The organism is Streptomyces sp. NPDC058525, from assembly GCF_042719495.1.
Taxonomy (GTDB): Bacteria; Actinomycetota; Actinomycetes; order Streptomycetales; family Streptomycetaceae; genus Streptomyces.
Window position 1 is genome coordinate 116,567 of the sequence record NZ_JBHXNP010000008.1, and the last position, 18,394, is coordinate 134,960.

At 71.9% G+C, this 18,394-nt stretch carries 17 protein-coding genes, 1 tRNA gene and 1 pseudogene; 10 read left to right on the plus strand and 9 right to left on the minus strand.

All coding sequences use genetic code 11. The features are described 5' to 3' along the window. Positions 1-149: 149 nt before the first annotated feature. The 3 genes from ACFWP3_RS06895 to ACFWP3_RS06905 all read left to right on the plus strand — a co-directional run bounded on the left by ACFWP3_RS06895 (position 150) and on the right by ACFWP3_RS06905 (position 2,082). Positions 150-1,025, plus strand: coding sequence for a helix-turn-helix domain-containing protein (locus ACFWP3_RS06895; RefSeq protein ID WP_384216923.1), 876 nt, complete (start codon positions 150-152; stop codon positions 1,023-1,025). 125 nt (positions 1,026-1,150) lie between these two features. After that, positions 1,151-1,273, plus strand: a complete 123-nt coding sequence (locus ACFWP3_RS06900; protein WP_384216926.1) for a hypothetical protein — start codon at positions 1,151-1,153, stop codon at positions 1,271-1,273. 383 nt (positions 1,274-1,656) lie between these two features. After that, positions 1,657-2,082: an SCO4225 family membrane protein gene (locus tag ACFWP3_RS06905; protein WP_384216929.1), complete on the plus strand. Its 426-nt coding sequence runs from the start codon at positions 1,657-1,659 to the stop codon at positions 2,080-2,082. Between the two features lie 100 nt (positions 2,083-2,182). Here the strand turns inward: ACFWP3_RS06905 and ACFWP3_RS06910 are convergent. The 6 genes from ACFWP3_RS06910 to ACFWP3_RS06935 all read right to left on the minus strand — a co-directional run bounded on the left by ACFWP3_RS06910 (position 2,183) and on the right by ACFWP3_RS06935 (position 7,832). Continuing rightward, positions 2,183-2,272 (minus strand) — tRNA-Ser (locus ACFWP3_RS06910). A gap of 49 nt (positions 2,273-2,321) precedes the next feature. Continuing rightward, on the minus strand, positions 2,322-3,281 hold the full coding sequence (locus tag ACFWP3_RS06915) for a peptidase (RefSeq protein WP_384216932.1): 960 nt from the start codon (positions 3,279-3,281) through the stop codon (positions 2,322-2,324). Positions 3,282-3,512: 231 nt separating this feature from the next. Next, positions 3,513-4,559, minus strand: coding sequence for a YeiH family protein (locus ACFWP3_RS06920; protein WP_384216935.1), 1,047 nt, complete (start codon positions 4,557-4,559; stop codon positions 3,513-3,515). Continuing rightward, on the minus strand, positions 4,559-5,110 hold the full coding sequence (locus tag ACFWP3_RS06925) for a cysteine dioxygenase (RefSeq protein WP_384216937.1): 552 nt from the start codon (positions 5,108-5,110) through the stop codon (positions 4,559-4,561). Before ACFWP3_RS06925 ends, ACFWP3_RS06920 begins: the two co-directional genes overlap by 1 nt. 79 nt (positions 5,111-5,189) lie before the next feature. Then, positions 5,190-6,095, minus strand: coding sequence for a LysR substrate-binding domain-containing protein (locus ACFWP3_RS06930; RefSeq protein ID WP_384216940.1), 906 nt, complete (start codon positions 6,093-6,095; stop codon positions 5,190-5,192). A gap of 96 nt (positions 6,096-6,191) precedes the next feature. Then, entirely contained in the window at positions 6,192-7,832 is a 1,641-nt protein-coding gene (locus ACFWP3_RS06935) for a S1C family serine protease (RefSeq protein WP_384216942.1), read from the minus strand. Positions 7,833-8,058: 226 nt separating this feature from the next. Here ACFWP3_RS06935 and ACFWP3_RS06940 point away from each other — a divergent pair, with 226 nt between their 5' ends. The 3 genes and pseudogenes from ACFWP3_RS06940 to ACFWP3_RS06950 all read left to right on the plus strand — a co-directional run bounded on the left by ACFWP3_RS06940 (position 8,059) and on the right by ACFWP3_RS06950 (position 10,742). Beyond that, on the plus strand, positions 8,059-8,859 hold the full coding sequence (locus ACFWP3_RS06940; RefSeq protein WP_384216945.1) for a glycerophosphodiester phosphodiesterase: 801 nt from the start codon (positions 8,059-8,061) through the stop codon (positions 8,857-8,859). An 85-nt stretch (positions 8,860-8,944) separates the two neighbouring features. Further along, positions 8,945-9,546 (plus strand): annotated as a pseudogene (locus ACFWP3_RS06945) (ATP-binding protein). A 221-nt stretch (positions 9,547-9,767) separates the two neighbouring features. Then, positions 9,768-10,742, plus strand: a complete 975-nt coding sequence (locus tag ACFWP3_RS06950) for a DUF5926 family protein (RefSeq protein ID WP_384216947.1) — start codon at positions 9,768-9,770, stop codon at positions 10,740-10,742. Between the two features lie 180 nt (positions 10,743-10,922). On the opposite strand, the gene ACFWP3_RS06955 is transcribed toward ACFWP3_RS06950, so the two are convergent. Both ACFWP3_RS06955 and ACFWP3_RS06960 read right to left on the minus strand, forming a co-directional pair. Beyond that, positions 10,923-11,540 (minus strand): hypothetical protein, encoded by a 618-nt coding sequence (locus ACFWP3_RS06955; protein ID WP_384216950.1) that lies wholly within the window; start codon positions 11,538-11,540, stop codon positions 10,923-10,925. A 135-nt stretch (positions 11,541-11,675) separates the two neighbouring features. Further along, positions 11,676-12,410 (minus strand): bifunctional DNA primase/polymerase, encoded by a 735-nt coding sequence (locus ACFWP3_RS06960; protein WP_384216952.1) that lies wholly within the window; start codon positions 12,408-12,410, stop codon positions 11,676-11,678. Positions 12,411-12,836: 426 nt separating this feature from the next. Between ACFWP3_RS06960 and ACFWP3_RS06965 the strand changes: the two genes are divergently transcribed. Both ACFWP3_RS06965 and ACFWP3_RS06970 read left to right on the plus strand, forming a co-directional pair. Then, the gene (locus ACFWP3_RS06965) at positions 12,837-14,366 is read left to right on the plus strand and encodes a PP2C family protein-serine/threonine phosphatase (RefSeq protein ID WP_384216954.1); all 1,530 of its coding nucleotides are present in this window, start codon (positions 12,837-12,839) and stop codon (positions 14,364-14,366) included. Positions 14,367-14,492: 126 nt separating this feature from the next. After that, the gene (locus ACFWP3_RS06970) at positions 14,493-15,959 is read left to right on the plus strand and encodes an aminopeptidase P family protein (RefSeq protein WP_384216955.1); all 1,467 of its coding nucleotides are present in this window, start codon (positions 14,493-14,495) and stop codon (positions 15,957-15,959) included. A gap of 72 nt (positions 15,960-16,031) precedes the next feature. On the opposite strand, the gene ACFWP3_RS06975 is transcribed toward ACFWP3_RS06970, so the two are convergent. Next, entirely contained in the window at positions 16,032-16,475 is a 444-nt protein-coding gene (locus ACFWP3_RS06975) for an ATP-binding protein (protein WP_384216957.1), read from the minus strand. A gap of 224 nt (positions 16,476-16,699) precedes the next feature. On the opposite strand from ACFWP3_RS06975, the gene ACFWP3_RS06980 reads away from it, so the two are divergent. Together ACFWP3_RS06980 and ACFWP3_RS06985 are read left to right on the plus strand one after the other, a co-directional pair. Continuing rightward, a complete protein-coding gene (locus tag ACFWP3_RS06980; RefSeq protein ID WP_384216960.1) occupies positions 16,700-17,554 on the plus strand; it encodes a hypothetical protein in 855 nt (284 codons plus the stop codon). 111 nt (positions 17,555-17,665) lie between these two features. Next, positions 17,666-18,394 (plus strand): YcnI family protein, encoded by a 729-nt coding sequence (locus ACFWP3_RS06985; protein ID WP_384216962.1) that lies wholly within the window; start codon positions 17,666-17,668, stop codon positions 18,392-18,394.

The window sequence follows — 18,394 nt, forward strand, 5'->3', positions numbered from 1 at the left end:
GGGGAAGCCGCTTGACCGGTCGGGTCCGTTCCCCAGCCCGTAGGCGCGATGTGGACACCCCTGTCCCGCGCCACGACGCTCCCGTGCGTTCTCGGACCACAATTGCCCCCTGAGCCGTGGGCGCTCGTCGCCTCGGGAGGGAGGGCGATATGCCGGTGGCCGGAAGCGCGGGCACGACCGGTCTGGGAGTCGAGATGACCCGGGTGGGCAACCGGTGGCGGGTGACCCGGCCGTGGCCTCCCCAGTTGCGCCCCTTCCTGCACAGCTATGCCGGCTACTGGGAGGCGGCGGCCTCGCCCTACCGGGTGCGGCTGGTTCCCACGGGCCGAGCCGTCGTGGTGATCAACCTGGGCGAGCCGTTCGCCCAGGTCCGACGGCTGGCGGACGCGAACCCGAACAACAGCCAGGTGACCGGCTCTCTGGTGGTGGGGCTGGAGGACGGGCCGCGGGTGTGCGACCACCCCGGCGGCCAGGAGGCCATCCGGCTCGAGCTGACCCCGCTCGGGGCCTTCCGGCTGTTCGCCGTACCGATGAGCGAGCTGACGAACAGGGCGGTCGAGCTCGGCGACGTGCTCGGTCCCCAGGCCGGACTGCTGGTGGAACACCTGGCCGCCACCAGCGACTGGGGAGCCCGGTTCGACCTGCTGGACTTCGCGCTGTCGGCCCGCCTCGCGCGCGGCCCGGAGCCCGCGCCGGAGGTCCGGCACGCGTGGCGCCTGCTGTCCCGCTCCGGCGGGGCGATCCCGGTCGGCCGGATCGCGGCCGAATTGGGCTGGAGCCAGGGCTACCTGATCCGCCGCTTCACCGAGCAGATCGGGCTGACCCCCAAGACGTCCGCCCGCGTGCTGCGCTTCCACCGGGCCGTACGGCTGCTCACCCGGGAGGGAGCCAACCCCACCGACGTGACGGCGGCCTGCGGCTTCTACGACCAGGCGCACCTCAACCGCGAGTTCCGCGCCCTGGCCGGGACCACCCCGGGCCGGATGGCCGCCGCACGCGTGGCGGAGGGAGCCCTCCCGCAGTGACGGCCGAGGTCAAATTTGTCCAAGCCAGGCCGTCCTCGCGTCGCTAGTGTCCCCAGTCGTGGTGATCAGGGCCCCACGCGCGTGGAACGCGTCGTGGTGAACCTGGCTCAGAGGGGGAGTACTGGATGGAAGACCTGCTGCGCATCCTCGTGTCCGGCGCGATCACGGGAGGCCTGATCGGTTTGGCGGGAGCCCTCGGCGCCCGCAGGCGCCGGCGCCGGGAGGGCAGCCACACCAACGGCCGCTGACGTGCACTGACGTCGCCCGCCTCGCGGGCGGGCCGGCCGCCACGGCCGGCCCCTGTGCACTGGTCGGCGCCGGGAAGTCGGGGGATCCCGACGCCGACCAGTAGAAAGACAGAGGGCGGGCCCCGCAACGGGGACCCGCCCTCTGCCGGTCGGTTCACGTCGCGGAATCCTCCGCACCGTGTGCCGGACATGGGGGATACGTTGCGCGATGTCCCCGGCGTGCGCGCCGTGCACGGTTCTGACCAGGTACTCAGGGCCGAACAGGGTGAGTAGGCGTACTCAGGTGGCGATCCTCGGCAGCTTCGAGACTGGGCACAGGTCGAACGAAGCGGAACGGAACGGGGAACGTCATGGTGCGGCGCTGGTCGAAGCCTGAGTTGTGGGTGCCCGGTGGATACCTGGCGCTGGTGGTCGCGATGCTGCTCTACGTCGCGATCGGCAGCCGGATCGGGGACATCGGGTTCTTCGGAGTCTGGCCCATCCTCGCCACCGCGCCGGTCAGCCTCGCCCTGCTGAGCGTCTTCTGGCCCACCCCGGACGCCCCGGACGACCCGGCCCTAGTCGAGGGGCCCGTCTACGAAGGCTCGCAGCCGCCTCCCGAGCCGCCCACGGAGTTCATCCCGGAGTCCGCCCCGCGCCCCTCGGACTGGGTGGCACCGGACACGTCCGTCGACACCAAGCTCGACATGTGGTCCGAATTCGGCTTCTACGGCGCGGTCCTGGTCGGCGCCCTGGTCAACGCCACGGCGATCTGGGCCCTGCTCCGCTACGTGGCACGGCGGCGCGACGCCAGGAGTGCGCAGCTCTAGCGCCGCGATCCGGGCCCGCGGATGGCCCGTACCCGCCGGTCAGGAAAAGGGCGGGCACCCTGATCGGGTGCCCGCCCTCTGACCTGCTACTTCTCTGACCTGGCGGTGGGTGTGGGATTTGAACCCACGGTGACATCGCTGCCACGACGGTTTTCAAGACCGTTCCCTTAGGCCGCTCGGGCAACCCACCTGGCCGGTACAGAGTACCGGCCAGGTGGGGGTGGCGGGGCCGGTGAGGGTCAGGCGGTCTGGGCCTTGTCGTAGACCGCCTTCGCCTCGTTGCCGAAGTACGGGCCGTACATCCGGTTCGGCAGGAAGGTGTAGCCGAAGCTGTTCACCGAGACCTGGGTGCCGAGGCCCGTGGTCTCGTTGAAGTCCTGGAACCAGGGGCCGCCGCTGGAGCCGCCCGTCATGTTGCAGGCCAGGCTGTGGTCCTTGGTGAGCAGGAAGTCCTTGCCGCTGTTGCCGCTGCAGTAGACGAGCTTGGTGCCGTCGTACGGGGCCGCAGCGGGGAAGCCGAAGGAGTACATCCTCTTGTTGTAGCCACCGTTGAAGAGGATGCCCTGGGCTCCGACGACCTGGCTCAGGGTCTGGCCGTTCAGCGGGGCGACGACGGCGAGGCCGACGTCCATGTTCATGTCCTCGCTGGCGGCCCACTGGTCGGTGGCGAAGGTCTTCGTCGCGGACCACTGGCCGTAGGGCGCGCTGCCGTTGTTGTAGGCGGGGACGAAGACCCAGTTGGTGTGCCAGGCGCCCTGGTACTTCACGCAGTGGCCGGCCGTCATGACCGTGCTGCCGTTGGCACTGGTGACCGAGTCGCCGGAGCAGGAGGCGGTCCGGCCGCCCATGGTGAAGAAGACCCGGCCCGAGGTCTTCACCACCGCTCCGCCGCCCGTCCAGGCCCCGCCCGGCTGCGGGAAGGCGGTGGGCGACGCGGAGGCGGCCGTCGGGGCGATGCGGGTGGGGGCGGCCGAGGTGACCGGGGCGGCGACCGGCGTACGGGCCGTGCCGGGGGCCGCCGTGATGTCGAGCGGGGTCGCGGCCCGCATCCGCTCGGCAGTCCAGAAGCCCTGGGTGTGCTGCTGCCGGAAGGACGCGGACGTGTCCGCCGCGGCCGACGGGGAGGCCGCGGTCAGCGCCCCCGCGATCAGGGCGCCTGCCGATAAGAGGACGGATGCGGCGATGCGGTGACGATTCACGCATGACTCCTTCTGCCGTGCCCGGTCCGTGCCTGTCGGTCGGACCAGGGCAGGGTGGGGGTGAAGAACGGTCGGTGCGGATCGGTCGTGCGGTGTGTGCGGGCCGTGCCGGGCGGTGCGGGTGTGCGCTTGCCGGGCAGAGTGGCACGGCCGCGCATCATTGTCAGCGGGCAGTCAGAACGTTCGGTCGGTTCCGGCCATGAAATGGCCAACTCCCTTCCCTCTCCGATGTCATGCGGTGAGCAGCACGCCCGCGTACGAGACCCCCGCCACGACCACCCAGGCCCCGAGGCCGAGCGCCGCGGCCCGCCCGCCGGTCCGGGCCAGGGTCGGCAGGTGCACGGCGCTGCCCAGGCCGAACAGGGCCGCCGCGAGCAGGGCCTCCTGCGCGGTGTGGGCCCATTCCAGGGCCAGGTCGGGCAGGGCGCCCGTGGCGCGCAGGGCCGCCGCGGCCAGGAACCCGGCCACGAACAGGGGCACCGGGGCAGGCCGGCGGCCCGAGGCCGTACGCACCCCGCGCCGCCTGGCCCGTACGGAGAAGGCGACGGCCGCGACGAGCGGGGCGAGCAGCGCCACCCGCATCAGCTTGACCAGCACCGCTTCGCCGAGCGCCCCCGGGCCCGCGGTCTGCGCGGTGGCCACCACCTGGCCGACGTCGTGGACACTGGCGCCGACCCACCGCCCGAAGGCGGGGTCGGAGAGCCCCAGGGGCCCTTGCAGGAGGGGGAGCACCGCGATCGCGAGCGTCCCGCACAGGGTCACCAGCGCCACCGAGGAGGCCACGTCCTCCTCGTCGCTCCCCGACACCTCGCTCACCGCGCCGATCGCCGAGGCCCCGCAGATCGAGTAACCGGTGGCGACCAACAGCGGCTGGTCGCCCGGGAGTCCGAGGCGCCGCCCCAGCCAGAGGGTGCCGAAGAACGTGGCCGCGACCACCGCGGCCACCATGGCCACGGTCGCCCAGCCGAGCCGCAGGACCTGGTCCAGCCCCAGGCCGAGGCCCAGCAGGACGATGCCGATCCGCATCAGCCGCCGCCCTGCCAGGGAGAGGCCGGGACGGGCGGTTCCGCGAACGTAGCCCCGCAGGCCGGGAAGGTGTGCCACGGCGATGCCCAGCACCACCGACGCGGTCAGCATGGGGACGGCCGGTACCACCCGGTGGATGCACCAGGCCGCCAGCGCGCCGCCCGCCGCCGCCGCCAACCCCGGCCAGACGGTGGATGTTTCACGTGAAACATGCCGGACCGGCACACCTTGGGGGCGGTGGAGGAGCGCCATCAGTCGACGGGGAGCGTGTAGACCCGACGGATGCTGGTGCCCAGCCTGGAGACGTCGGCGCCGTAGACGTGCACGGATATCGCCTTCGCACCGCAGGAGTTGCGCACCCGGTGGATGTCCCCGGGCGGCGCGAACCCACAGACCTCGCCCCGGCCGTTGACCACGTCCTCGGTGGCCACCAGCCGGGCGGAGTCCGGTCCGGGCGAGAGCCGGTAGCGGCGTTCGCTCTCCTCGCCCTGGTGCACCCCGGCCACGCACCACGACACGTGATCGTGGATGCACGTCTCCTGGCCGGGCAGCCACACCAGCGCCACCACCGAGAAGCTGCCGTCGGACTCGGCGTGCAGGACGTGCTGCCGGTACCGCTCCGGGTCGCCCTCCTGCTGCGCCGGGGTCAGCAGGTCGGGTGCGCCCAGGTGCGGGGCGAGGCGTTCGCCCACCAGGTACGCGGTGAGGTCCGGGGCCAGCCCCCGGTCCACGACGCTGCGGATCTCACTGACGAGGGCGGCCATCCTCGTGGTCGTCGTACGGGCCGGCGTGGTGGTGGTCATAACGGCAGCGTCCTGCCGTCGTTCGATCACGTCCAACGACAGTTGTGACCCGAAATCCCAAGCTCTGCTTATGGATTGGTCAGCAGCCGACCCGGTTCGCGGCCGCGCTCTTCAACGCGTCGAGCACCACCGCCGTCGCCGGGACGCGCAGGTGGTCGCGGTAGACGTAGGCGGCGATGTGACGGCGGGCGGCGGGCTGGAGAGCCCGTCCGCACACCCGGCTCAGCGACAGCGAGGGCAGCACCAGCGCGGGCATCATGGCCACGCCCAGCCCCTGCCCGACCAGGCTCTGCACCACCAGGTTGTCATCGGTGGCGAAGCGTATGTCGGGTACGAAGCCCAGCTCCGCGCACTCGTGCAGCAGATTGGCCCGGCAGCGCGGGCAGCCCGCTATCCACTGCTCCTCGGAGAGATCGGCCAGGTGGACGGCCCGGCGGCGGGCCAGCGGGTGCCCGGTCGGGAGCAGCACCGTCAGCTGGTCCTCCAGCAGCCTGACCTCGGCGACCTCCTCCGGGACCTCCTCGTGCAGCCCGGGATAGGTGAAGGCCAGGGTGATGTCGCACTCCCCACGCTCCAGCCGGCGCAGCGACTCCGGCGGCTCTCCCTCCAGCAGCTCCACCTGGATGCCCGGGTGCTCCTTGGCCAGGCAGCTCAACGCCTCGGGGACGAGGGTGACATTGGCGCTGGGAAAGCCGCAGAGCCGTACGCGCCCCGTGCGCAGGCGTGCGTACGCCTTGAGTTGGGCCTCGGCGGCGGACAGGCTGCCGAGGATGGTCTCGGCGTGCCGCGACAGGGACTCCCCGGCCTCGGTGAGCTGCATCTTCCTGCCCACGCGGGTGAACAGCGGGGTTCCGACGGCGCGTTCGAGCGCCTTCATCTGCTGGGTGATGGCGGGCTGGGTGTACCCCAGCACGCGGGCGGCCGCCGAGTAGGAGCCTGAGGCGACCACGGTGTGGAACGTTCGTATGTGCCGGGAATCGAACACCCGTGAAGCATAAGCGGACATTGGGAGGGGCCGTAGGCTGAATCCCGCCCACGGCCCCTCCCATCAAGCCACCGCCGCGCCGGGCGGCGCGTCCCGCTACTTGTCCCCGACCCGCGAGCCGAGGGTGATGTCGACCGTGGTCGGCTTGCCGCCGCGCAGGTAGGTCAGCTTCACCGTGTCGCCGGGCTTGTACGTCCAGATCATGCTGATGAGGGTCGGGCCGCTGTCGACCGGCTTGCCGCCGAACTCGGTGATGATGTCGCCGGGCTTGAGGCCCGCCTTGCCGGCCGGGCCGTTCGGGTCGACCAGGTCGTTGGCGGGGGCGCCCTGCTCGGAGATCTTGGCGCCCTCTGACTTGGCCTGGAGGTCGACGGAGACCGAGATCACCGGGTAGACCGGCTTGCCCGTCTTGATCAGCGACTCGGCGACGTTCTTCGCCTGGTTGATCGGGATGGCGAAGCCGAGGCCGATCGAACCGGCCTGACCGCCGCCGAAGCCGCCGTTGCCCGCCGACTGGATCGCCGAGTTGATGCCGATGACGGCGCCGCGGCCGTCGAGGAGGGGGCCGCCGGAGTTGCCCGGGTTGATCGAGGCGTCCGTCTGGAGCGCGCTCATGTACGAGTTCTTGCCGCCGGAGCCGTCCCCGGAGGCGACCGGGCGGTTCTTGGCGCTCACGATGCCGGTGGTGACCGTGTTGGACAGGCCGAAGGGGGCGCCGATCGCGATGGTCGCGTCGCCGACCGCGACCTTCTCGGAGTCGCCGAGCGGCAGCGGCTTGAGGCCGGCGGGCGGGGTCTTCAGCTTGAGGACGGCGACGTCGTAGCCCTGGGCCCGGCCCACGACCTCGGCGTCGTACTTCTTGCCGTCGGAGAAGGTGGCGGTGAGCTTGCCGCCGTTCGCGGCGGAGGCCACGACGTGGTTGTTGGTGAGGATGTGGCCCTGCTGGTCGTAGACGAACCCGGTGCCGGTGCCGCCGTCGCCGTCGCCGGCCGAGGCCTCGATGGTGACCACGCTGGGCAGTGCGCCCGCGGCGAGCCCCGCGATGGAGCCCGCTTCCCGCTTGAGGTCCTTCGGGGTGTTGCCGGCGCTGATCGTGGTCGAGCCGGTGCCGTCCTTGCTCCGGTCCGCGGCCCAGTAGCCGACGCCGCCGCCGATACCGCCGGCCAGCAGCGCCGCCACCAGCACGCCGGCGATCAGGCCGCCCTTGCCCTTCGGCTTGGCCGGCGGGGTGCCGTCAGCGCCGAGCGGGGCGCCCCAGGCGCCGCCGCCGTGGCCGCCGCCCGCACCGTACGCGGGCACCGTGGGCGGCGGGGGCGGCCAGCCCTCGGCCCCGTGCGCGGCCGGGACAGGGGCCGGCGCGGGCTGGCCGTAGGGCACGGGCTGCCCGGGAGGGGCGGGCTGTCCGTAAGGGGCCGGCTGTCCGTAAGGGGCCGGAGCCTGGGCAGGGGCCGGAGCCTGGGCAGGGGCCGGAGCCTGGGCAGGGGCCGGAGCCTGGGCGGGGGCCGGAGCCGCGGCGGGAGCCGCGGGCGGGGCGACCGCCGGGGCCTCCGGCACGGGCGGGATCTGCTGCGTCGGCTCGGTGCCCGGGGCCGCCGTGTGCGGCAGCTGCTGGGTCGCCGGCTCGGCGGCCGGCGCGGGCGCCGGTCCGGCCGCCTGCGTCTCGGAGGCCGGAGCAGGGGGTACGGACGGGGCCGCGGGGGGTGTAGGGGCCGCGGTGCCCTCGTTCTCGGTGCTCACAGCGCTCTCTCCTCGTCACACACGGCTTCGGAATTCTCTGTCGTATCGGGCCGACTGAACGTTCGACGTGCCGTACAAGTTCCTGGGCAAAGCCTTTCCCATGGCCCGTCAGAGCACTGTAAGCCGGACCTGTGCATCTCCCGCCATTCTTTATATCCGGCATTCCGGACGCATCCGCAGGACCGGGCCCCGGCGCCGATCGGCCGGTCGGTGGCACCATGACCCAGTGACCCACGCATCGCCGCGCCCCATCCAGGTCGTCGCCCACCGCGGCGCTTCGGAGGACGCCCCCGAGCACACCCTGGCCGCTTACCGCAAAGCCATCGAGGACGGCGCCGACGCCCTCGAATGCGACATCCGGCTGACCGCCGACGGGCATCTGGTCCTGGTCCACGACCGCCGGGTGAACCGCACCTCCAACGGCCGCGGCGCCGTCTCCGCCCTGGAGCTGGCCGATCTCGCCGCCCTGGACTTCGGCTCCTGGAAGGACCGCGAGGAGTCCCCCGACTGGGACGGGGACCCCGAGCGCACCTCCGTCCTCACCCTGGAGCGCCTGCTGGAGCTGGTCTCCGACGCCGGGCGGCCGGTACCCCTCGCGATCGAGACCAAGCACCCGACCCGCTGGGCCGGACAGGTGGAGGAGCGCCTGCTCTTCCTGCTCAAGCGGTTCGGCCTGGACGCGCCCGCCGCCGAGGGGCCGCACCCCGTGCGCGTGATGAGCTTCTCCGCCCGCTCGCTGCACCGGGTGCGGGCCGCGGCCCCGACGATCCCCACCGTGTACCTGATGCAGTTCATCTCGCCCCGGATGCGCGACGGCCGGCTGCCCGCCGGCGTGCAGATCGCCGGCCCCGGGATGCGCATCGTGCGCAGCCACCCCGGCTTCATCCGCAAGCTCCAGAGCGCGGGCCATTCCGTCCATGTCTGGACAGTGAACGATCCCCAAGACGTTCAGCTCTGCGCTGATTTGGGTGTAGAAGCGATCATCACGAACAGACCGCGTCAAGTTCTGTCCCAACTGGGGCGCTGACGTCCCGTTTTGCCCACCAGCCCCTCCCACCCCGCCGGTAACAGGGTGTGCTCCGGCGCATCCGCTCCGCATCCGGTCGGTCCGAATGCGTCAGAGGGCTCCGCTTCGACGGTTTCCGGTCCAGGCCATTGGGGCATCCAGACCATGCGTGGGGCTAAGGAGGTTCCGGGGGTGGCGTTGGTGGTGGCACAGGAAGTGCCCACGTCGTCGTGCATGGATGTACGCCATGGTCCTGCGGGCGTGGGCGAGGCGAGACACCGGATGCGTGAGCAGTTGCGCATCAGCGGGGTGTCCGAATCGGTCGTGGACGATGCCGTACTGATCCTTTCCGAACTGCTCAGCAACGCTTGCCGACACGGCAGGCCCCTGGGAGCGCGGGAAGTCGGGGACGGGGAGATACGCGCCGCATGGCGCGTCGACGAAGCGGGTCGACTGACGGTCGAGGTCACGGACGGCGGCGGGCCCACCCGCCCGGTCCCGGCCACGCCTTCGGTCACCGCACGGGGCGGCCGCGGGCTGAACATCATCAGCGCGCTGGCCCAGGACTGGGGTGTCCGGGATGGAGCGGCGGGTGAGGTCACCGTCTGGGTGATCGTTGCCTGTGGGACCCGGCACGAGGATTTCGCTACGCGCGTTGCGTCCCCGGCGATCGACTTCAGTACCGCGTTCGACGACCTGGACACGTGAACCACGGTCCGGGACCGGGATCCGCAACCGAGCGAACAGCGGCAGCACCGCAACAGCACACACAGCGCAGCACCACAGCAGCACCGGGCATCGCACAGGCGGCCGTCCGGGAGCGCACGCCGACCGTGCTCCCGGCCGCATCCCACCGGTTCCGGCGGTACGAACGGCTAGGCTCGCGCCCAGACACGACGCCGTACCGCCGCAACCGGGAGACACGCACGATGGCCAAGAAGCGCCCCGCAGCCAAGACTGCAAAGCCGCAGCTCAACAACGGTGAAATCCCGGTGGTGGGCGCGCGCGAGCCCTGTCCCTGCGGCTCCGGGCGCCGCTACAAGGCCTGCCACGGCGCGGCCGCGGCGCACGCCGTCACCGAGCACGTACGGCGCCCCTTCGAGGGCCTGCCGGGCGAGTGCGACTGGGTCGCGCTGCGCGAACTCGTACCGGCGGCCACCGTTCCGCTGACCCTCAAGGGCGGCCTGCCCGAGGGCGTTCCCTCCGTCACGCTGGTCACGGTGCTCCCCATGGCGTGGCCGGCACTGCGCCGCGAGGACGGTTCCGTCCTCCTCGGCCTGCAGAACGACTCCTCCAGCGGGGACCTCGGCCGCGATATGGCCGACACCCTGGAGCGTGCGCTCGTAGCGGAGCCGGGAACTCCGATTCTGGCGCGCCGAGTTCCGGCCGACGGTCCGCGACTTCAGGATCTCCTGGACTCCGACGGCGTTTTCGAGCCGGTTGTGCACACCGGCTTCGAATTCTGGATTCCGGAATCGGAGAGCGCCCAGAGCGCCTCCCCGGAGATCGCCGCCTCGCTGGAACGGGCCAACGCGGCCGCCATTCCCACCGTCAAGCTGACGGGCGTGGACGCGGCCTACTGGTGCGAGACCCCGGAGAAGAACCACCTGCGCTGGGTCATGCCGCACCCCGAGGAGAAGCTGCTCGACGCCCTCGCGCGGCTGCACGCGGCCGGCACGGCCTCGCTCGGCGAGGGCACCAAGCTCGTCGGCTCCTTCCGCGCGCACGGCCTGATGGTCCCCGTCTGGGACCTGCCCACCGGGGTCACGGCCGACGACGTCGAGAAGCCCGCGGCGGCGCTCGCCGAACGGCTGGCCACGGCTCTGGCCTCGGACGCACCGCTGACCACGGAGGAGCGCCGGGCGCGCGGCGGGCTCACCAACCGACAGGTGACCCTCAGCTGACCTGCGCTCTCGCGCAGATCCGGTGACAGGAGTCACAACTCCCGCTAACCGTCTGCAAATCGGTGTCTGAATATCAGAGATCGAATTTGCGTACAGGCGATCTCTTGTTACCGTTCTTGTAGCCCGGTCGCTGGTGCATCCCCCGTCGCCAGCGACCGGGCCTTCATATTCCGACGGTTCTCAACCGTCTCCCGGTACCGGAGAGTTGCTCCCGGACCGCAGGAGCAGCTTCCCTTCATCATCCGGAACTGCAAATTCCGCTACGGCCGAGTAGCTGTCCGGAGCCCCCGCCGACTCCTCCTTCGGCGTCTCGCACAGCCCCGGCTCGTCGCCCGCGCCCACCGCGCACAGGATCTGCACCGTCCGCCCGGCGGGCCCCATGACCGTCAGCACGGCATCCAGCGGGCGACCGCTCGTGTTGCGGTAGTAACTCCGGCCCCACGTCTGCCCCTCGCCCACCAGGACGCAGGTCTGCGCCTCCACACCATGGGGCGAGGAGAGCTCGGGGCCGCACCGGGAATCCGTACGGGGCTGCTCGATGGGGCCGCGCCGTTCGGGCCCGGCCGCCGGCGGCGTCGCAGCCGCCGTCCCCGCACGCGCGGGAGCCGTGGGAGTCGTTGGAGTCGTTGGAGTCGTGGGTGCGGTCCGCGAAGAGTCCGACAGCCCGAGGGTCGAGAACAAGCCGCCGCTCTTTCCGTCGTCCTGACCGGCGAAATCCGGCCCGGCGATCGCTCCTGCGAGCGGGAGCGACAAGATGATCAGCACACCGGCGCCGATACCGATCAGGCGGAGATTCATTCGCCGAACATAGCGATGCGGGAATGGGGCACGGAGATCCCCGCGCCCAATTCCCTTGGAAACCGGTCTCGCCGGCACCCGTACGAGTGATCCGCACGGGTGCCGTCCGCCCGCTGACCAGCCGAACCGGGCAGGTCAGTAGGCGAGTCTGCTCCCGCCGCCCGGTGCACCGCTGCTCGCCTCGACCAGCGCGTCCACGACCGCCTCCACCTGCGGGAGCCAGAGATCGGGCGCGCCCGCGCGCCCGGCCGGCCCCGCAGACGGCTCCGATGACGGCTCCCTCTCCCACCGGACCTGGCCGCCGCTGGAAGCGGCGGAGGGCGGCAGCAGGAGGTAGCCGCCCTCGCCGTGGAAGCGCAGCGAGGACGGCACGTGATCCTTTGCGTAGAGGAGTTCGCCGAGCAGTTCCAGCGAGTACGGGGCCACCAGCAGCGACCACCGAGTGGGCGTGGCCACGACCGGCCCGAGCCGCATGCCTTGCGCGTCCAGCCGTACGAGGGCCCGCGCGGCCGCACCGGCCGGGAGGCTCACCGCGCACGGAGCGGTCCCCCCGGTGGCCATCAGGACAGGTGCGGTGGGCCGGTTGGTCCACCACCAGGTCACCATCCGGGGATCGGTGGTGGCCGCGAGCAGACCCGGGTCGAAGGGATGCGCGCCGGGGACGACGCACTCGGGGTCGGGGCAGGCGCAGCGCGAGCCGTCCGCGGCGGAGCGGCCGACGCCGGGCAGTACGGGCCACTGCCAGTCGGTGGCGCAGGTGAGCGCCGCTTCGAGGAGAGCCGGCGTCGTGCCGGTCTGTCGCGGGGTGGGGCGCAGGGATTGAAAGCGATCGCGGAGCCGCTGGAGACGCCTTCCGAGGATCTCGCGCATGAGCGCTCGTTCCTTTCCGTTGAACGCCGAGGGCCACATCACACCATGTAAGCGGTGTATCACCACACGTACAGGTTTCGCGTCACTGTCCGCCATAAGCAGGTTCACACGGTTTGTGCAGTTTTGTCATGGAACGCAAGTCCGCACCGGCTGCCGCCGCTAAGGACGGCGGCCGTCCCCGGTCGGTTCCCGGCCCCTCACCGGGCAGGTCACGCGGAGCATCTCAGCGGTGCCGAGATCGCGACAGAACAGTGCCGGAGCCGCACCAACTGGCCCCGGGCACTACCGATTACGTACCCGGACCCCTTGTGGAGCGCGTCCAGTCGATCGCAAAAACCGCTTGCTTCCGGCTTTTTCCGGCCAAGTTCTAGCCTTGGCTCGACAGTGAGTTGCCGTCCCACGGACACCAGGATTCCCACCTGGGCAATGCTGGACATGCATCCGTGTGTGCGTGTAGATGTGGATTCCTTGATGGCGGCGCAGCACGATCTGGGGGTTTGCGATGCTATTTGGCGAATCGCACCAGGTGGAAAGGCGGACGCCATGAGCGCCCCGCATCTGCCGAAAGTGGCTGGAATCGATCCAACGGTTACGACGCCACCGCACACTGTGGCGCCCACGCCCGCCCGAACCACCCCCGCCCCGGCCCCGGCACCCGGCGCGGGCGGTCTCATCCAGGACCGGCTGGCAGGCATGGTCTCGGACCTCACCACCCTCCACGAGCTCACCGAGCGCCTCGCCCGCACCGGCGATCTCGAGTCCTCCCTCCACGAGTTCCTGCGCGCCGGCGCCGCACTCGTCGGCGCCCGCCGCGGCCTGATCGTCCTGGAACCCTCCGACGGACTCGGCCCCACGAGCACGATCGGCCTCGGGCTCGGCCACGCCGACCTCGGCCACATCGAGACCGTGCCGCGCAGCGCGACCTCGTACGGCCGCATCCTCGACGGGCTCCCCGACGCCCAGGGCGGCTCCGAGGTGCTCCCCGAACCCGGCGAGCCTCCCGGTACCGGGGGCTTCGCCGCCCCCGTCGACCCCCGCCACCGCGAGGTGGCCGCCCGCCTGGGCTACGCCGCCAGCTACGCGCTCCCGCTGACCGCCGAGGCCACCGGCCGGCTCGGCGCCGCCGTCTGGCTCTACGACGAGCAGGCCGAGCCCAGCGACCGCCAGCGCGACCTCGCCGGACTGTACGTACGGCACGCCGCCGAGCACCTCGCCCGGATGCTGGAGGTCGAGCGCTCCCGTTCCCGCCTGGCCACCGTCACCGAGGAGCTGCTGCCCAGCCGCCTCCCCCGGGTCCCCGGAGTCCAGCTCGCCGCCTGCCACCACACCGGGCCGCGCGGCGGGGGCGACTGGTACGACGCGCTGCCGCTGCCCGAGGGCGCCCTGGGGCTGGCCGTCGGATCCGTCACCGGGTCGGGGCCCAGCGCCGTCGCCGCGATGGGCCGGCTCCGCGCCTCGCTGCGCGCCTACGCCGTGATGGAGGGCGAGGACCCGGTCGCCGTCCTGTCCGACCTGGAGCTGCTGCTGCGCCTCACCGAGCCCGCGCGCTCGGCCACCGCGCTCTTCGCCTACTGCGAGCCCGCCCAGCGCAAGATGATCCTGGCGGGCGCCGGGCACGCCCCGCCGCTGCTCATCGGCGAGCGCCGCACCGAGTACGTGGAGACCTCGCTCTCCGCGCCGCTCGGGATGCTGTCCTGCTGGGAGGCGCCCAGCGTGGAGATCGAGCCCGCTCCCGGAGAAACGGTGCTGCTGTACACGGACGGGCTGCTGCGCCGCACCGGCGACCCGATGGACCGCGCCTACGCCCGGCTGCACGCGGCGGCCGCGTCGGTCCCCCGTACCGCCCGGGAGGACCCGGCGGCCCTCTGCGAGCACATCCTGCGGACCGTACTGCCCGAAGGCGACCCGGCCGACCTCCCCGAGGACATCGTCCTGCTCGCCGCCCGGTTCGAGTGAGCACGATGCGACCGATCAAAACGGTCGTTTGTGCGATAAAGCACATGGGCCCGCGAGTGCTCGCACATACGATGGACAAGGGCCCCACCCCGGTCCGTGCCTGTCGTCGTAGCTGAGGAGAATGACGTGGCTGACGAGCTCACCCCGGAGACCCCGGAAGAAGAGCAGCCCAAGAAGACGCACAAGCAGCGCAAGAACGGTCTGTACCCGGGCGTCAGCGACGAACTCGCCGAGAGCATGCGTACCGGCTGGGCCGACACCGAGCTGCACGGGCTCGAGCCCATCGCCCAGGCCGCGCACACCGCCGCCCGCCGCGCCGCGCTGTCCGCGCGCTTCCCCGGCGAGCGCCTCGTCGTCCCCGCGGGCCGCCTGAAGACCCGCTCGAACGACACCGAGTACCCCTTCCGCGCCTCGACCGAGTACGCGTACCTCACCGGCGACCAGACCGAGAACGGCGTCCTGGTCCTGGAGCCCACCGGGGAGACCGGCCACACGGCCGCGATCTACCTGCTGCCCCGCTCCAACCGCGAGAACGGCGAGTTCTGGCTCTCCGGCCAGGGCGAGCTGTGGGTCGGGCGGCGCCACTCCCTCACCGAGGCCGAGCAGCTCCTGGGCATCCCCGCCAAGGACGTCCGCGAGCTCGCCGAGGCCCTCACCGAGGCCGAGGGCCCCGTGCGGAACGTGCGCGGCCACGACGCGGTCATCGAGTCCGCCCTCACCGACAAGGTGACCAAGGAGCGGGACGAGGAACTGCGGGTCTACCTCTCCGAGGCCCGCGCCGTGAAGGACGACTTCGAGATCGGCGAGCTGCAGAAGGCCGTCGACTCCACCGTCCGCGGCTTCGAGGACGTCGTGAAGGTCCTCGACAAGGCCGAGGCCACGTCCGAGCGCTACATCGAGGGCACCTTCTTCCTGCGGGCCCGCGTCGAGGGCAACGACGTCGGCTACGGCTCCATCTGCGCCGCCGGCCCGCATGCCTGCACCCTGCACTGGGTGCGCAACGACGGCGACGTCCGCTCCGGCGACCTGCTGCTGCTCGACGCCGGCGTGGAGACCCACTCGCTCTACACCGCCGACGTCACGCGCACGCTGCCGATCAACGGCACGTACACCGACATCCAGCGCAAGATCTACGACGCGGTGTACGAGTCCCAGGAAGCCGGCATCGCCGCGGTCCAGCCGGGCGCCAAGTTCCGCGACTTCCACGACGCCTCCCAGCACGTCCTGGCCGAGAAGCTCGTCGAGTGGGGCCTGCTGGAGGGCCCGGTCGAGCGCGTCCTGGAACTCGGCCTGCAGCGCCGCTGGACCCTGCACGGCACCGGCCACATGCTCGGCATGGACGTCCACGACTGCGCGGCCGCGCGCACCGAGGCGTACGTCGACGGCACCCTGGAGCCGGGCATGTGCCTGACCGTCGAGCCCGGCCTGTACTTCCAGGCCGACGACCTGACCGTGCCCGAGGAGTACCGCGGCATCGGCGTCCGGATCGAGGACGACATCCTCGTCACCGAGGACGGCAACCGGAACCTGTCGGCCGGCCTGCCCCGCACCTCGGTCGAGGTCGAGGCCTGGATGGCACGCCTCAAGGGCTGACGAGCACGGCCGGCGCCAAGCCCGGCGCCTTGATGGGCGGGATCCTTGCGGGGGTCCCGCCCGTCGGCGTTCCTACGACACCTTCAGCAGCGCGTCGTCGCGCCACTTCAGCATCTTGTCGAAACTCACGACCGCGCCGCGGCCGGGCCGGTTGCGGAACCGGACGTGATCGGCCAGTTCCTCGATCAGGTGCATGCCGCGCCCGTGCTCGGCCAGCGAGGGTCTGCGACGGGCCACCGCTGAGGGCGGGAATCCGGGACCCGAATCCGTCACCTCGATGCGGCAGCAGTCCCCGTCCAGATAGGCCGTGACGTGGTACGCCTCGGTCTCGTCCGGGATCATGCCGTCGCCGCCGTGCTCCACCGCGTTCGCACACGCCTCGCTCAGCGCCACCGAGAGGTCGTAGGAGATGTCCGGGTCCACCCCAGCGGTCTCCATCGTTCCGAGCAGCAGTCGCCTGGCGAGCGGCACGCTCGCGGCTTCGCGCCTCAAGTGGAGAGACCACCAGATGCTCATACGGTTACCTATTGCCGCCCACGGGGGACCGTAAGCGCCCAAAGGGCATCCAAGAGCTCCATTGCCCTCGTTCGGCCGATGCGGCTCTCCCGGGATCCGGGATATGCGGCGGTGCCCGCCGCGGCCCTCCGGCAGGGCCTCGGGCCGGGTCCCATGCCGGACTCATGGGACCTTCCGGACCTGCCGTATGGAGGGCCTAAGCGCAGTGCGATGATGGCCCGGCCATGACTGCCCCCCACGCGACGCACGCCGGAGCCGGCCTCCGGCTCATCCGGGCCGCGGTGTTCACCGCGGTCTGTGTCGTGCTGTCCGCGGCGGGGCACGCCCTGGCGTCCTGTGCCACGGTGCCGTGGTGGTCGCTGTGCCTCGGCTTCCTCGCGGTCTTCGCGGTCGCCGCTCCGCTCGCCGGCCGCCGGCGCTCGCTGCCCGGCATCGCGGCGGGCCTGACGGCCGGACAGCTCGCGCTGCACACCGTGTTCGGCCTCGGCCAGCACAGTGCCGCGGCGGCGTCGGCGTCGGCGTCGGCGGGAGCGACAACGGCCACCTCGGCCGACAGTTCGCTGGCCGAGCTCGCCGCGCGGCTGGTGTGCGGGGGCAACTCCGTACCGCTCAGCCCGGCGGACGCCCGGCAGATCCTGACGACCGCCGGACTCGACCCGGCCGCCCTGACCGCAGAGGCCGCTCAGGCGGGACAGCTCGCCGCTCAGGGCCACGGGGCGCACGCCCAGGTGGCGCAGGCGGCCGCCTCGGCCCCCGCGACCGGGCTGTTCAGCCCGGCCATGCTGCTCGGCCACCTGCTGGCGGCACTGGCCGTCGGCTGGCTCCTCGGCCGCGGCGACGCCGCGCTCTTCCGGCTCGTCGAACTGTCCCGGCTCTCCGCCGAAGCCGACCCGGTGCGCCCGTTGCGGGCCGCGCTGGCCTTCGTACGCGCCCTCCGCGCGGGTCTCCCGGGCACGCCCGCCGGCACTCCGCGGGCCCTGCGGACCGCGGCCGATCCCGCGGGCGCCACCGGCCGTGAGGCGCTCCAGCACATGGTGATCAGGCGCGGACCACCCGCGGCGCTCGCCCTCGCAGCCTGACGCGGCACCTCCTCTCCCGGGACACACGACGGGAACGCGGGTGCCGCGGAACTCCGCACGCACCCGTGCGCGGAGCCGCCGTCACCCCTGCTTCCGTGGAGTGTTTCTGCCATGAAGACCTCTCGCGTCTCCTTCGCCGCCGCCCTCGCCGCCGGTACCGTCCTGCTGCTGTCCGGCACCGCCTTCGCGCACGTCGGCGTACAGCCCGGCGAGGCCGCCAAGGGCGGCTACGCGACGATCAACTTCAAGGTCCCCAACGAGCGCGACAACGCCTCGACCACCCAGCTGGAGGTCAACTTCCCGGTCGACCAGCCCCTCACGTCCGTCATGCCGCAGGACGTTCCCGGCTGGACCGTGACGGTCGAGAAGAGCAAGCTCGACAAGCCGCTCACCGTCCACGGCAAGCAGATCAACGAGGCCGTCACCAAGGTCACCTGGTCCGGCGGCAAGATCGAGCCCGGCAAGTTCCAGCAGTTCCCGCTCTCCGTGGGCAAGCTGCCCGAGAACGCGGAGCAGATGGTCTTCAAGTCCATCCAGACCTACGACAACGGCGAGGTCGTCCGCTGGATCGAAGAGACCAAGGAAGGCGCCGCGGAACCGCAGAACCCCGCGCCCGTCCTGAAACTGACCGCCGCCCAGGGTGCCGACCACCACGACGCCGGCGCCAAGAACACCGACAAGCCCACCGCCGAGAAGGCCAAGGACGGCGAGCACGGCCACGACCAGGCCGACGCCGAGCAAGGCTCCGACACGACCGCGCGCGCCCTCGGCATCGCCGGCATCGTCATCGGGCTCGGCGGTGTCGCCTTCGGCGTCGCCTCGCGCCGCCGCTCCGCCTGA

Excerpts from the sequence above, each read along its gene's own strand:
- ACFWP3_RS06955 (WP_384216950.1), bottom strand. The coding sequence starts at position 11,540 with ATGAATCTCCGCCTGATCGGTATCGGCGCCGGTGTGCTGATCATCTTG.
- ACFWP3_RS06950 (WP_384216947.1), top strand. The coding sequence starts at position 9,768 with ATGGCCAAGAAGCGCCCCGCAGCCAAGACTGCAAAGCCGCAGCTCAAC.
- ACFWP3_RS06900 (WP_384216926.1), top strand. The coding sequence starts at position 1,151 with ATGGAAGACCTGCTGCGCATCCTCGTGTCCGGCGCGATCACGGGAGGC.
- ACFWP3_RS06920 (WP_384216935.1), bottom strand. The coding sequence starts at position 4,559 with ATGGCGCTCCTCCACCGCCCCCAAGGTGTGCCGGTCCGGCATGTTTCA.
- ACFWP3_RS06975 (WP_384216957.1), bottom strand. The coding sequence starts at position 16,475 with ATGAGCATCTGGTGGTCTCTCCACTTGAGGCGCGAAGCCGCGAGCGTG.
- ACFWP3_RS06960 (WP_384216952.1), bottom strand. The coding sequence starts at position 12,410 with ATGCGCGAGATCCTCGGAAGGCGTCTCCAGCGGCTCCGCGATCGCTTT.
- ACFWP3_RS06980 (WP_384216960.1), top strand. The coding sequence starts at position 16,700 with ATGACTGCCCCCCACGCGACGCACGCCGGAGCCGGCCTCCGGCTCATC.
- ACFWP3_RS06985 (WP_384216962.1), top strand. The coding sequence starts at position 17,666 with ATGAAGACCTCTCGCGTCTCCTTCGCCGCCGCCCTCGCCGCCGGTACC.
- ACFWP3_RS06925 (WP_384216937.1), bottom strand. The coding sequence starts at position 5,110 with ATGACCACCACCACGCCGGCCCGTACGACGACCACGAGGATGGCCGCC.
- ACFWP3_RS06965 (WP_384216954.1), top strand. The coding sequence starts at position 12,837 with ATGCTGGACATGCATCCGTGTGTGCGTGTAGATGTGGATTCCTTGATG.
- ACFWP3_RS06895 (WP_384216923.1), top strand. The coding sequence starts at position 150 with ATGCCGGTGGCCGGAAGCGCGGGCACGACCGGTCTGGGAGTCGAGATG.